General features: G+C 70.7%; 13 protein-coding genes and 1 pseudogene. 5 read left to right on the forward strand and 9 right to left on the reverse strand.

Annotated features, from left to right (window positions below):
- The first annotated feature begins 17 nt into the window (after positions 1–17).
- Complete coding sequence (locus Q2K20_RS15160; protein ID WP_317176914.1) at positions 18–803, forward strand: lysophospholipid acyltransferase family protein; 786 nt, start codon at positions 18–20, stop codon at positions 801–803.
- A 27-nt stretch (positions 804–830) separates the two neighbouring features.
- Here the strand turns inward: Q2K20_RS15160 and Q2K20_RS15165 are convergent, their stop codons facing one another.
- The 4 genes from Q2K20_RS15165 to Q2K20_RS15180 form a co-directional block, all read right to left on the reverse strand.
- Positions 831–1,697, reverse strand: a complete 867-nt coding sequence (locus Q2K20_RS15165; protein WP_317176915.1) for an NAD(P)-dependent oxidoreductase — start codon at positions 1,695–1,697, stop codon at positions 831–833.
- Positions 1,694–2,476 carry a phosphoadenylyl-sulfate reductase gene (locus tag Q2K20_RS15170; RefSeq protein ID WP_096906293.1) on the reverse strand — a complete coding sequence of 261 codons (783 nt, stop codon included), beginning with the start codon at positions 2,474–2,476 and terminating at the stop codon, positions 1,694–1,696. The genes Q2K20_RS15165 and Q2K20_RS15170 overlap by 4 nt, the downstream gene beginning before the upstream one ends.
- Complete coding sequence (locus tag Q2K20_RS15175) at positions 2,473–4,167, reverse strand: nitrite/sulfite reductase (protein ID WP_269504749.1); 1,695 nt, start codon at positions 4,165–4,167, stop codon at positions 2,473–2,475. The genes Q2K20_RS15170 and Q2K20_RS15175 overlap by 4 nt, the downstream gene beginning before the upstream one ends.
- 92 nt (positions 4,168–4,259) lie before the next feature.
- The gene (locus tag Q2K20_RS15180; protein WP_143337720.1) at positions 4,260–4,439 is read right to left on the reverse strand and encodes a hypothetical protein; all 180 of its coding nucleotides are present in this window, start codon (positions 4,437–4,439) and stop codon (positions 4,260–4,262) included.
- Between the two features lie 237 nt (positions 4,440–4,676).
- On the opposite strand from Q2K20_RS15180, the gene Q2K20_RS15185 reads away from it, so the two are divergent.
- Positions 4,677–4,826 carry a hypothetical protein gene (locus tag Q2K20_RS15185; protein WP_172812132.1) on the forward strand — a complete coding sequence of 50 codons (150 nt, stop codon included), beginning with the start codon at positions 4,677–4,679 and terminating at the stop codon, positions 4,824–4,826.
- A 57-nt stretch (positions 4,827–4,883) separates the two neighbouring features.
- Here Q2K20_RS15185 and Q2K20_RS15190 read toward each other — a convergent pair whose 3' ends face one another.
- Positions 4,884–5,774, reverse strand: coding sequence for a patatin family protein (locus Q2K20_RS15190; RefSeq protein ID WP_227022125.1), 891 nt, complete (start codon positions 5,772–5,774; stop codon positions 4,884–4,886).
- A 55-nt stretch (positions 5,775–5,829) separates the two neighbouring features.
- Between Q2K20_RS15190 and Q2K20_RS15195 the strand changes: the two genes are divergently transcribed.
- A complete protein-coding gene (locus Q2K20_RS15195; protein ID WP_317176916.1) occupies positions 5,830–7,299 on the forward strand; it encodes an alanine/glycine:cation symporter family protein in 1,470 nt (489 codons plus the stop codon).
- The gene (gene add / locus Q2K20_RS15200; RefSeq protein WP_283468037.1) at positions 7,296–8,288 is read left to right on the forward strand and encodes an adenosine deaminase; all 993 of its coding nucleotides are present in this window, start codon (positions 7,296–7,298) and stop codon (positions 8,286–8,288) included. Before Q2K20_RS15195 ends, add begins: the two co-directional genes overlap by 4 nt.
- 44 nt (positions 8,289–8,332) lie before the next feature.
- On the opposite strand, the gene Q2K20_RS15205 is transcribed toward add, so the two are convergent.
- The 3 genes and pseudogenes from Q2K20_RS15205 to Q2K20_RS15215 all read right to left on the reverse strand — a co-directional run bounded on the left by Q2K20_RS15205 (position 8,333) and on the right by Q2K20_RS15215 (position 11,407).
- Positions 8,333–8,728 (reverse strand): hypothetical protein, encoded by a 396-nt coding sequence (locus tag Q2K20_RS15205; RefSeq protein WP_216635315.1) that lies wholly within the window; start codon positions 8,726–8,728, stop codon positions 8,333–8,335.
- 30 nt (positions 8,729–8,758) lie between these two features.
- The gene (locus Q2K20_RS15210) at positions 8,759–9,769 is read right to left on the reverse strand and encodes an LLM class flavin-dependent oxidoreductase (protein WP_317176917.1); all 1,011 of its coding nucleotides are present in this window, start codon (positions 9,767–9,769) and stop codon (positions 8,759–8,761) included.
- Positions 9,769–11,407 (reverse strand): annotated as a pseudogene (locus Q2K20_RS15215) (AMP-binding protein). Before Q2K20_RS15215 ends, Q2K20_RS15210 begins: the two are co-directional and overlap by 1 nt.
- A gap of 192 nt (positions 11,408–11,599) precedes the next feature.
- Here Q2K20_RS15215 and Q2K20_RS15220 point away from each other — a divergent pair.
- A complete protein-coding gene (locus tag Q2K20_RS15220; RefSeq protein WP_067715405.1) occupies positions 11,600–12,658 on the forward strand; it encodes an NAD(P)-dependent alcohol dehydrogenase in 1,059 nt (352 codons plus the stop codon).
- A 9-nt stretch (positions 12,659–12,667) separates the two neighbouring features.
- Here Q2K20_RS15220 and Q2K20_RS15225 read toward each other — a convergent pair whose 3' ends face one another.
- Positions 12,668–12,895, reverse strand: a complete 228-nt coding sequence (locus Q2K20_RS15225) for a hypothetical protein (protein ID WP_007626596.1) — start codon at positions 12,893–12,895, stop codon at positions 12,668–12,670.

The raw sequence follows: 12,895 nt of genomic DNA on the forward strand, positions 1-12,895 counted from the left end.
TCGGCGACACTGGGGGGATGAACGCAGGCGGCAGGCGGGGTGCGCGGCCAGAGGTGACCGTGGCCAACTGGGAGGCCGTGTACGACTTCTACGGCCCCGGTCGTCGGCGCGACGGCGTCACCCACCCGCTGCTGGCTCTCGTCGGGGCCGTCTATGCCCCCGAGCTGCGGATCGCGCCGGAAACCGTGTCCGAGCTGCACCGTCTCCACGACGCCGGGGTGGGGATCGTCGTCGCCGCCAACCACCCGTCCAAGCACGACCCGTTCGTCCTGGCCTCGGGCGTGTTCGACAAGCGGGTCCGGTTCCTGTCGAGCGGCACGGGCCTGACCAAGGACCCGCTCTTCCGGAGCCCGCTGCGCCCGGTCTTCGAGTACACGGGGACGGTCCCGGTGTTCCGGGCCAAGAACTACCAGGGCACGGCACGCGAGGTGCACGATGCGGCGGCGGCCCGGCTCATCGGTCTCTGCGTGGATCGTCTCACCTCGGGCGGCGTGGTCCTGACGTTCGTCGAGGGGACCAACTCCTCGGCCGACGACCTGCGCACGCTCCGTCTCGACTCGGTCAAGAAGGGGGTGGGCCAGATGGTCCGCGGGGTCCGCGTGGAGGGCGGCCGGGTGGCGGTCCTACCGGTCGGGATCGTCTACCACGAGCGGGAGCACGCCAGGACACCACCGCGACGCCCGGTGCTGGCCGCGGGTCGGCCCATCGCATGGGAGGACCCGGGGGCCCCGCCGGCGATCGACGAGGTGCGTGGCGCGGTGCGCGACGGGATCGACGACGCCCTCACCGCCGCCTGGGAGTAGACGCCCGCCCTGCCCGGACTGCCCTGCTCAGACCACGCCGGGGACGACCTCGAACTCCACCCCGACGGCGTCGAGTTCGCGGGCCCGCGCGGCCAGGGTGGCCGCCGCCGCGATCCGCACGACCCCGTGACCCGCGGCGAACCGCGTCGCCACCAGTTCGGCGACGCGGGCGGCGGGCAGGCCGGGTCCGGTCTCGAGCACCTCGACGTCGTCGTCGAGCTCCGTCAGTAGCGCGGCGTCGGCCGCGCCGTCGGTGACCAGGACGTCCGCGGCGTGGACGAGGCGTCGGGCTCGCACGGTGAGCAGGTCACCGTCGCCGGAGCCACCCACGAGCGCGACCCACCCGGTGGCCGGGCGGCGACGCGCGCGCAGGCCCGCGGGTGCGGTGGCCAGCGAGCGCGCCACGTGGCGTCCCACGCGCACCGATCGCCGGGGGTCGCCGGAGTCGACCGCGATGCGCACGAGGCCGGCGGGCGTCGCGACGGCCGTCCGTGCGGGCACCCGCGCCGAGCCGAGCCCGGCGTCCCCCGCGGCGACACACCAGATGCGGCGCTGCTCGCACAGGGCGGCGATCTCCGCGTCGACATGGGGGGCGCCGGTGGCGACGTGCACCATCCAGGGACTGTCCAGGTCGGATGGGGTGAACGACCTGGTGACGACGACGAGGCGGTCGGACGCCCGCTCCGCGAGGTCGGCCATGGCCGGGTCGACGCGCGGGGCCACCACGCGCAGGATCGCGCCGGCCTCGAGGAAGGTCTCCGCCCGGCGGGCCGAGACGGGCCCGGCGCCGACGAGCAGCACCTCGCGACCGGCGAGGCCGACGGTGAGCGGGAGCCCGTCCAGCGCCGGCGTCGGTGCCGGGCCGGCGGGCGGCGCCGAGAGCGCGCTGGTCACAGGTGGATGCCGCACTCGGTCTTGGACGATCCCGCCCAGCGGCCCGAGCGGGGATCCGCTCCGGCCTCGACGCGGCGCGTGCACGGCTCGCAGCCGATCGACGGGTAGCCGTCGTCGAGCAGCGGGTTGAGCAGGCACCCGTGCTCGGCCGCGTAGTCGTGGACGCGCTCGAGGGTCCACGCGACCAGCGGGTTGATCTTGACCATGGAGTGCTTCTCGTCCCACTCGACCATGGCCGCGCCGGCCCGGTGGTCGGTGTCCACACGGCGCAGGCCGGTGATCCACGCCTCGTAGCCGGACAGGGCGGCGTCGAGGGGCTCCACCTTGCGCAGGCGGCAGCACATCTCGGGGTCGGTCTCGAAGGGGCGCGGGCCGAGGGCGGCCTCGTGCTCTTCGCGGGTCGCCGGGCTGCGGACGTCCACCACGTTGAGACCGGGAGTGGCCGCGAGCGCGTCGCGGACGCCGACGGTCTCGGAGAAGTGGTAGCTCGTGTCGAGGAACAGCACGTCCACGCCGGGGGCGTGGGGTGCGGTCATCTCCGGCACGACCGTGTTGGCCATGGAGCAGGCCACCGCGAGCGCGTCACCGAAGGTCTCGCCCGCCCACGCCAGGACCTCGGCGGGGTCGATCTCGGAGTGGTTCCCGTAGAGGCCGCGGTCGTCGAAGCGACGGCCGGCCTCCTCGGCGATCGCCTTGAGCTCGGCGGCGGTGCGCTTCCGACCGGGGCCGGGGGTGAGGACCGTGCTGCGGGGCAGCAGGTCCAGAGCTACAGCCGTCATACGAGGGCCTCCTCGTCCACCCGGTGCGCCCACTCGGCGAAGGTCTCGCCGCCGGCACCGGTGTCCATGTACTTGCGGATCACGCGCTCGACGTAGTTGGGCAGTTCGGCCGACGGCACGCGGAGGCCGCGGACCGTGCGCCCGAGCCCACCCGACTCCTGGTCCTGGGAGGCCAGCCCGCCACCCAGGTGGACCTGGAATCCGGGGGTGTCGCCGTCGAGCAGCTGACCCTTGAGCCCGATGTCGGCGGTCTGGATCCGGGCGCAGCTGTTGGGGCAGCCGTTGAGGTGGATCGACAGCGGCGTGCGCAGGGGCGCGTCGTCGGCGAAGCGCCGCTCCAGCTCGTCGACCAGCGCGGTGGCCGTGTCCTTGGTGTCGACGAAGGCGAGCTTGCAGAACTCGATGCCGGTGCACGCCATGGTGGCGCGGCGGAACGAGCTCGGGCGGGCGTACATGCCGATCTCGGCCAGTCCGTCGACCAGCTGGTCGACCTTGTCCGGCTCGACGTCCAGCACGAGCAGCTTCTGGTGCGGGGTGAAGCGGACGCGCTTGGATCCCGCGGCCTCGGCGAGGTCGGCGACCTGCGCCAGCTTCTCGCCGCCCACGCGGCCGACCGTCGGGGCGGCGCCCACGTAGTAGCGGCCGTCCTTCTGCTCGTAGATGCCCACGTGGTCACCGGAGCCGACGCCACGCCGGGGTGCCGGCCCGTCCGGCAGCTCGCGGCCCAGGTACTCGTCCTGCATGACCTGACGGAACTTCTCGGCGCCCCAGTCCTTGATGAGGAACTTGAGCCGGGCGCGCGTGCGCATGCGGCGGTAGCCATAGTCGCGGAAGATGCCCACGACGGCGGCCCACACCTCGGCGGCCTCCTCCTGGCGGACGAACACGCCGATGCGGGTCGCGAGCTGCGGGTTCGTGGACAGGCCGCCGCCCACCCACAGGTCGTAACCGGGTCCGAGCTCGGGATGCTCGACGCCCACCAGCGAGATGTCGTTGATCTCGTGGACCACGTCCAGGCTCGGGTGGCCGGTGATGGCGGACTTGAACTTGCGCGGAAGGTTGGAGAACTCGGGGGTGCCGATGTACTTGGCCTTGATCTCGGCGATCACCGGGGTGGGGTCGAGGATCTCGTTCTCGGCGACGCCCGCCACCGGGCTGCCGAGGATGACGCGCGGGCAGTCGCCGCAGGCCTCGACGGTGTCGATCCCCACGTCCTCGAGCCGCTGCCAGACGGTGGGGACGTCCTCGATGGCGATCCAGTGGTATTGGATGTTCTGCCGGTCGGAGATGTCGGCGGTGCCGCGGGCGAAGTCGGTCGAGATCCCCGCGAGTACGCGCAGCTGGTCGGTGGTGACCGCGCCGCCGTCGGTACGGACGCGCATCATGAAGTACTCGTCCTGCAGCTCGTCGGCCTCCAGCTTGGAGGTGCGGGAGCCGTCGAGGCCCTGCCTACGCTGGGTGTACAGGCCCCACCAGCGCATACGGCCGGAGAGGTCGTCCGACGGGATCGAGGCGAAGCCCTCCTTGGAGTACGTGTCCAGGATCCGCTGGCGCACGTTGAGCGCGTCGTCGGTGAGCTTGAACTCCTCGTTGTGGTTCAGCGTCAGCTTGCCGTCGATCTTCCACTGCCCCTGCGGCTTGGGCGCCCGCGCGGGACGAGCAGGGCGGGGGGCGGCTGCAGTATCGGTCATGCCCGCGACAATAGTCAGAACAGACTGGTCTGTCTATCCAGGGTGACCTAACCGACCCCCGCCCGCCCGTCGTCACTCAGGTGACGTCGAGTTCAGGCCCCCGGCAAGGTCGAGCCGAGATCCCCGGCGATGCCGAACAGGGTCCCCCAGAGGATCTGGACGATGTGGAACGGGAGGAACGTCGCCGAATCCACGAGGGTCGAGCCGGACTCCTGTACGAGACTGCCGGCCGCCGCCATCGACGACCCGGCGAGCTCTACGAGACTTCCCATGATGCACTCCTTCCGGAGCTGGTCTGACGACCCGTCACCGTGGCGGATCTGCACCTCAGACGCCCCGTCGTCAGCCTAGGCATTTCCTCATAAAGTGGGAACCGTGCAGCATAACGGTTAGGCAATTAGTTAAGGAGCGGAAAGTTCACGATTCGGCGGTGGCGTCGGCCCCGCGACCGACCGTACTGTCTGAGACATAGCCCACAGCTGGTGGGTACCACATCGAAAGGACACACCATGTTCTCTGATTTCTGGGCAGGACTTGCAGCGGGCTCGGCCGAGCTCATCCCCGCGCCGTTCGGTTCGGCGGCCATCGACGGCCTGCTGCGCCTCCCGGCCTACGTACTCGGCACCCTCAGTGGTGGCGCGGAGCTGTTCGGCTCCTGATCTGATTCGACACGCCCCGGTGGTCCGCCACCGGGGCGTGTCGCGATTTCGGAAGCTTTACATCCCGCAGAAGTCGAGCCAGGTGTCGACCTCACGCCTGGCCTGCTCCCGCCCGAGGACATACGCCTCGGCGAGACGGTCGACGCGCCGCTCGTAGCTGCGGATCATCACCCGGTGCGGGCGGAAGACCAGTGCTTCGCCCGACTCCTCCAACGCCTCGATCTCGTCGAGGGTCTCGTTGTAGAGGGCCCAGCGGTGCATCAGCGCCTCCCCCACCGCCGGGAACCGGCGGAAGTAGGAGCGGTAGAACGGCGTCAGCCGTCGTGGCGGGATCTTCCGATACCCGTGCGGCTGGGTGAGCACCACCAGGAATTTGTCGTATCCCGCGTCGCGAGCCGCCGACAGCGGGATCCCGCCGTCGTGACCCAGCGCCCCGTCGACGTAGTACTCGCCGTCGATGAGCACGGGCGGCATCCACACCGGCATCGTCGACGACGACCGGACCATCCTCATGAGGTCGCTCATCGACGTGATGTCATCCTCGCCCCAGAAGACGGTCTCGCCGTCGGAGCAGCGGAACGTCCCGATCCGCGCCTCGGTACCGCTGGCGTCGAACGTCTCGAAGTCGTACGGGAGCACCTCGTCCGGTAGTCCGGCCTGCTCGTAGATGTACTCGGCGTTGAACAGACCCTTGCCGCGGGCGAAGCTGCGCCAGTCGCCGAAGTTCGGGTCCGCCGCCATCTCCACGAAACTCTTGCGGGCCCGGACCGCGTCGCGCGACACGTAGTTCGCCAGGTGGGAGGCACCCGCCGAGATCCCCGCGACCAACCCCGTGTGGATGCCCGCCTCGATCAGCGTCTCCACGACACCGGCGGTGTGCACCGCCCGCATACCGCCGCCCTCGAAGAGCAGGGCGACGTCCGGGGCAGTCGGTGCGAAGTCGGTCACGACTCCCAGGGTAGGTCGGATCGCCTCCGCGGCCGTGATCCGATACCGTCACCGTGTGAGCGCTGTCACCGATTTCATCGTGTCCATCAACGACGTCTACTGGTACGCGGTGATCGCGCTACTCGTCGTCGCCGGTCTTTACTTCTCCGTCACCACCCTCATCGTCCAGATCCGGATGTTCCCGGAAATGATCAGGGCGATTTTCGAGAAGCCGTCGGACATCGAGGAGGACAAGAAGGGCATCTCCGCCTTCCGGGCCTTCACCATCTCCGCCGCCTCCCGCGTGGGTACCGGGAATGTCGCCGGCGTCGCGATCGCGATCACGGTCGGCGGGCCGGGCGCGGTGTTCTGGATGTGGCTGCTCGCGATCATCGGCGGCGCCACCGCGTTCGTCGAGTCCACCCTGGCCCAGCTCTACAAGGTCAAGGGCAAGGACTCCTACGTGGGCGGGCCCGCCTATTACATCCGCGACGGGCTGGGCTGGAAACCGCTGGCCATCGCCTTCGCCGTGATCATCACCGTCACCTACGGGTTCGTGTTCAACGCCGTCCAGGCCAACTCGATCGCGCAGTCCGTCCGCAACCAGTTCTCCCTCGAGGGCTTCACCCCGGGCCTGATCATCGGCATCGCCCTCGCCCTCCTCGTGGGCGCCGTAATCTTCGGTGGCGTCCGCCGGTTGTCCGCGGTCACCGAGATCCTGGTCCCCGTGATGGCCGTGGCGTACATCGTCGTCGCCCTCGTCGTCGTCGCCCTCAACATCACCGAGGTCCCGGGGATGATCTCCCTCATCGTGGGGCACGCGATCGGGCTCCGCGAGGTCGCCGGCGCCGCGGTCGGCGCGGCCATCATGCAGGGCATGCGCCGCGGACTGTTCTCCAACGAGGCCGGCATGGGCTCGGTGCCCAACGCCGCCGCCACCGCATCGGTCTCCCACCCGGTCAAGCAGGGCCTCGTCCAGGCGCTCGGCGTCTACTTCGACACCATCATCGTGTGTTCGGCCACCGCCTTCATCATCCTGCTGGCCAACCCGGAGTTCGGCGGTGACCGCGAGGGCATCACGCTCACCCAGGACTCGCTGGCCGCCTCGGTCGGCGACTGGGGCGTCCCCTTCCTCATGATCGTCATCTTCTTCCTCGCGTTCTCCTCCATCCTGGGCAACTCGTACTACGGCGAGGCCAACATCACCTTCCTGCGCGGCAACCCCGCCGCACTGCGTACCTTCCGCATCCTCGTGGTGCTCGCCGTCCTCGGTGGCAGCCTGGGCTCGGTCGACCTCATCTGGAACCTCGCCGACCTGTTCATGGGCGTCATGGCCACCATCAACCTCATCGCGATCATCCCGCTCGGCGGTCTCGCGGTGGCGCTCCTCCAGCACTACCTGCAGCAGCGGGCCAAGGGCCACAACCCGGTGTTCCACCGCGACGACCTTCCCAAGGCGCGGAACGTCTCCTCGTGGGACGGCACCGACCCCATGACCCACCAGCACGTCGCCGACGATGCCCGCGAGGTCAAGGCCGAGAAATGACCCCCCGCACGAGCGCCCGCGACCGCTTCACCGCGCTACCCAAGGCGCACCTGCACGTGCACCTCGAGGCAGCGATGCGAGAGGCCACCCTGAGGCAGTGGTGCGCGGAGGACGGCATCGAGGTGCCGCCCCTCGTGGAATATGCGGACTTCACCGCGTTCCTCGGCGCGTACGGCCTGCTCATCGATCTGCTCCACACCCCGGAGCGGGTCGGACGGCTACTGGACGAGGTGGTCGCCGACGCCGCCGCGCAGGGTGTGGTGGCGCTGGAGTTCGCGTCGATCCCCGAGAAGGCGGTGGCGTTCGGCTCCGCGGAGGAGGCGCTCGAGTTCATCCTCCCGGCCGCGTCCGACGCCGGGCGCCGTCACGGCGTGTGGACCGGGTCCATCGTGAGCATCGACCGCGGCGCCGGCCGCGAGCACGCACTGGAGGCCGCCCGGCTGGCCGCGCGGTTCGCCGACCGCGGCGTGGTCGCGGTGGGTCTGGTCGCCGACGAGCGCGGTAACCCCGTGGCCGACGCGGCCGGGGCGTTCGCGATCGCCCGCGACGCCGGGCTCGGGGTGGTGCCCCATGCCGGCGAACTGGCCGGCCCGGACGAGGTGCGCTCCGCGATCGAGCTGGGCGTGGACCGGATCCAGCACGGCGTCCGCGCGGTGGAGGACCCCCGGGTGCTGGAGCTGCTGGCCGAGCGCGGGACCTGCCTCGACGTGTGCCCCACCTCGAACGTCGTGCTGGACGTGTACCCCTCGCTGGAGGAGCACCCGCTGCCGCGGCTGCTCGAGGCCGGGGTGCGCTGCTCACTCGGCGCCGACGACCCGCTGCTGTTCGGCGTGGACGTAGTCGACGAGTACGTGGCCGCCCACGAACGGATGGGCGTGTCGGTGGCGCGGCTGGTCGGGGTGGCGCGGGCGTCGATCGAGGCGTCGTTCGCGCCGGACGACGTCAAGCGGGACGCGCTCGCCCGGATCGAGGCCTGGCGCCTCGACTGAGCGCGGGGCGCGCCCCGGGGCGGGGTCAGGCACCCGCCTCGGGGTCAGGCGCCGCGGCGGATGCTGTCGGCGGCGAGGATCATCGGCACCTGGAGCGGGAGCCGGCCCCACGCGATCACCTGATACGGCCACACGGGCTTGCGACGCCAGGCGCGGACCATCTGCAGGTTTCCCGGGAAGACGCCGATGAACAGTGCGGTCGCGACCGCGCCGCCCAGCCTCCGGGTGGCGGGCGCGGCCAGCAGCCCGGCGACCGCCACCTCCACGACGCCCGAGCCGTAGGTCCACGCGCGCCGACTGCCCGGCAGCTCCGGCGGGATGAGTCCGTCGAACGGCCGGGGCGCCACGAAGTGCAGCGCCCCCATCGTGCCGAGGGCGGCGGGCATGGCCCAGTAGCGGACGGTCTGAGAAAGGGGGCCGCGGGTGGTCGCGTTGCTCATTCGCCCGAGACTACGGGGGCGGCGGGCCCCTCACCGGACCTCGGGTAGGACCCGCTCGCCGAGCAGGCGGAGCGACTCCCAGCCCGCCTCGACCGGGATCCCGCCACACAGTGGGTGGTTGGTGATGAGCCCCAGGTCGCCGGCACGCACGAGTCGTACCAGCTGGTCGGGGGTCGCCACCACGTAGACACCCTCGTCGCGCAGTTCGTCGACGGTGCGGGCGTCGGAGTGCACGAAGGAGTTGCGGGTGCCGCCGGCGTCGCCGGCGCCGGTCTGCCATGCGCGGTACCCGAGGGCGTCGGCGAGGAGGTGGTGGCCGTACCGCGCCCAGAACTGGTCGGGGTCCTCGGCGCAGAACACCGTCGCGGGGCCGGGAACGGGTTCGACGACGAGGCCGGGCCGATGCCCGTGGGCGAGGCATTCCGCCCGGTACAGCGCGGTGAGCTCGGGATCGTCGACCTGCGGCTGGAAGTGCATGCCGAGTCGCCCGGCCCGCCGGGCGGCCGCCCTGCCACCGCCGAGGAAGATGAGGGGGTGGGGGCCGGAGAACGGCCGCGGGGTGGGCGAGGACCGCGGGGAGCCGTCCGCCGGGTCGTCTCCGACCGGCTCGCCCCGCCAGGCGGCCAGGATGGTCTCCAGCTGGGCGTCGAGACGAGCGCCCCGGGTTCTCCAGTCGCGTGAGTGCAGCGCGTACTCGACCGGGCGGTAGCCGAGCCCGAAGGTGAAGCTGACCCGGCCCGAGGCGAGGTGGTCGAGGACCGAGATGTCCTCGGCGAGACGGACCGGGTCGTACAGCGGCGCGATGAGCGCCCACACCGTGATGGGGACGCGGCTGGTCACGGCCGCGACCGCCGACGCCGCGATGAGCGGGGACGGCAGATAGCCGTCCTCCGAGGCGTGGTGTTCGGAGAGGTTGACGGCGTCGTGGCCGGTCTCCTCGGCGTAGCGGGCCATGTCGAGGGCCGCGCGGTAGCGGTCCCGGCGCTCCTCCGGCCCGGCGCCCGGCGCGCGGAAGTCGAACCGCGTGACGACGTAGACCACTACACCCGCGCCCCGGCCAGCTCGGTGTACGCGGTGCCCCGCTCGTCGCGCTCCCACCAGGTGTCCGCCGGCGCGGCGCCTGCCCCGGTGCCGTCAGACCCTGTGCCGTCCGCGCCGGCGGCCCCCACGCCCTGCCTGACGAGCTCCCGCTTGAGGATCTTGATGGTCGCCGTGGTGGGCAGGTCCACGGAGATCCGGACCCAGCGCGGCCACGCCTTGGGCGACAGGTCCGGCTGCGAGGCGAGGAACTGCTCGAACGCGGCCGGCTCCAACTCCGAGTCGTGGCGGGGGACGATCGCCGCGGCGAGCTGGTCACCCACCCCGCGCGGATCGGGCAGACCGTAGACGGCGACCCGCGAGACCGCCGGGTTGCGCAGCAGGATCTCCTCGATGATGCCGGTGGCCATGTTCTCGCCGTCGACGCGCAGCCAGTCCCCGCTGCGCCCGGCCAGGTAGACGAAGCCGTCTGCGTCGCGGTAGGCCAGATCGCCCGACCAGTACATCCCGTCCCTCATGCGGTCGGAGGTCGACGTGTCGTCGTTGTAGTAGCCGGCGAAGAACCCCGCCCCCTCGGTGTTGACGAGTTCGCCCACACACTCGTCGAGGTTGGTGACGGCGCCGTCGTCGTCGAACACCGCGCGGGGACACTCCTGTCCGGTCGCGGGGTCGTACACGGCGACCCCCGGGAACGGTTCCCCGATCGACGCCAGCGGTGAGTTCTCGGTCCGCACGATGATCACCGCGAGCTCGGTGGAGCCGTAGGCGTCGCGGACCTCGCACCCGAACCGCTGCGCGAAGGCGGGGATGTCCTTGGCCGCGGCCTCGTTGCCGAACGCGGCGCGGAGCGTGGTCTGGGCGTCGTCGGGGCGGGGTGTCGAGGATGTAGGCCAGCGGCTTGCCCACGTAGTTCATGTACGTCACGCCGTAGCGGCGGATGTCGTCCCCGAACCGGGTCGCACTGAACCGGCGGGCCAGCGCCATGGTGGCGCCCGCCGCGATCGCCGGGGAGAAGCCGCTCATGATGGCGTTGGAGTGGAACAACGGCATGGACAGGTACAGCACGTCCTCGGAGGTCAGGCCGAACGACGGCGCGAGGTTCTCCCCGGACATCGTCACGGTGAAGTTGCCGACCTGCACCGCCTTCGGATCACCCGAGGTGCCCGAGGTGAAGATGAGCATGAACGGGTCCATGGCCTCCACCGGCGGCAGGTCCTGGGGGGCGGACGACGACGCCACCAGCGCCGACCACTCGTCGGAGTCGGTGTCGATCACGCTCACCTGACCCAGATCGAGACCGTCCAGCAGCGGCTTGAGTTCGCGGTCCGTGAGGATGACCTGGCACTCCGCCTTGCGGATGTCACGGGCCAGCCCCTCCCCCCGGCGGGTCGCGTTGAGCCCGACGGTGACGTACCCACCTGCCGCGCCCGCCGCCAACGCAAAGAGCATCTCCGGGGTGTTCTCCAGGAGCGTGGCCACGTGGAGCGGCCGCGCGGGATCCAACATCCCCGTGACGGCGCCGGCCCGGGCGTCGGCGCCCGCCAGGTAGTCACGCCAGGTGATCGAGGTGTCGTCGTAGCGGATCGCGACGGAATCGGAGTCGGCATGGCGGCGGAGTTGCTCACGGACGGTGTCGGCCATGTGGGAATTCCTTCACGGGTGGCGGTGTGGTCTGGATCATAACCACGGCGCTGACATGCGTTAGGGAATCGCGGACGGGAACCGCCCCGGCACTCGGTTTTCTGCAGCGGAACGCGCGCGCCTCTACTGTGGCGAGCACTCCGACTGGACAGTTCGCACCACGAATCCGACTCGATCAACGGGAGACCACACATGGACGTCGCCGCCGTCGCAGCCACCGCACCGGACGCACCCCTGGAGAAGACCACGATCCGGCGTCGGGACACCGGCCCGGACGACGTGCTCATCGAGATCGAGTACGCCGGCATCTGTCACTCCGACATCCACCACGTGCGCGGCGAGTGGGGGAAGACCACCTACCCCGTGGCGCCCGGGCACGAGATCGTCGGCATTGTCCGCGAGGTCGGTTCCGAGGTCACCCGGCACGCGGTGGGCGACCGCGTGGGCGTCGGGTGCCTGGTCGGCGCCTGCCACGAGTGCGCCTCCTGCCAGGCCGGCCAGGAACAGGAGTGTGAGCGCGGGTCGGTCGCGACCTACGGCTCCCCGCTGCCCGAGGGCGACCCCGAGGGCCCGGTGACGAACGGCGGCTACTCGACCCACATCGTGGTCGAGGAGCCCATGGTGGTGTCCGTACCGGACGGGCTCGACCCGGCCGCGGCGGCGCCGCTGCTGTGCGCGGGGATCACCATGTTCTCGCCGCTGAAGCAGTGGAATGTCGGCCCGGGCACAAAGGTCGCGGTGATCGGCATGGGCGGACTCGGACACGTCGGGGTGAAGCTCGCGGTGGCGATGGGTGCCGAGGTGACGGTCCTGTCGCAGACCACCTCCAAGCGGGACGACTCGCTGAAGTACGGCGCCGTGGAGCACTACGCGACCGCCGGAGACGAGGGCAAGGCCACCCTCCGGGAGCTCCGCGGCACCTTCGACGTCATCCTCAACACCGTCTCCGCGAGCCTGCCGATGGACCGGTTCCTCGCCACGCTCAAGCCGCGCGGGGCGCTGGTCAACATCGGCATCCCGACCGAGCCGATGTCGGTGCGGGCAGGGTCCGTCGCCGCTGGGCGCAGGATCCTGACCGGATCCATGATCGGGGGGATCCCGGAGACCCAGGAGATGCTCGACTTCTGCGCCGAGCACGGGATCACGGCCGACATCGAGCTCATCTCGGCAGACAAGATCAACGAGGCGTACGACCGTGTTGTGAGCTCGGACGTCCGGTACCGGTTCGTGATCGACGCCAAGACGTTCTAGGGGTGAGCGTCAGGTTTCACCGGTGAACCACATCCAGATGAATGTCGCCACGAATCCCACCGTCGAGAGGATGAGGACGGTCCGGCTGTAGTGATCCTCCCAGGCCATCTGGATGAACCGCCGCTTGAACTCTTCCCACTTGCCGTCCCAGAATCCGGGTTCCGGTTCCAGGGCGGGGTGTTCGTAGGGGTGCGGGTCGCGTTCCGACGGGTCGTCCCATCTCTGCCCATACCTCAT

The sequence above is a fragment of the Dietzia sp. IN118 genome (assembly GCF_032905965.1).
Taxonomy (GTDB): domain Bacteria; phylum Actinomycetota; class Actinomycetes; order Mycobacteriales; family Mycobacteriaceae; genus Dietzia; species Dietzia kunjamensis.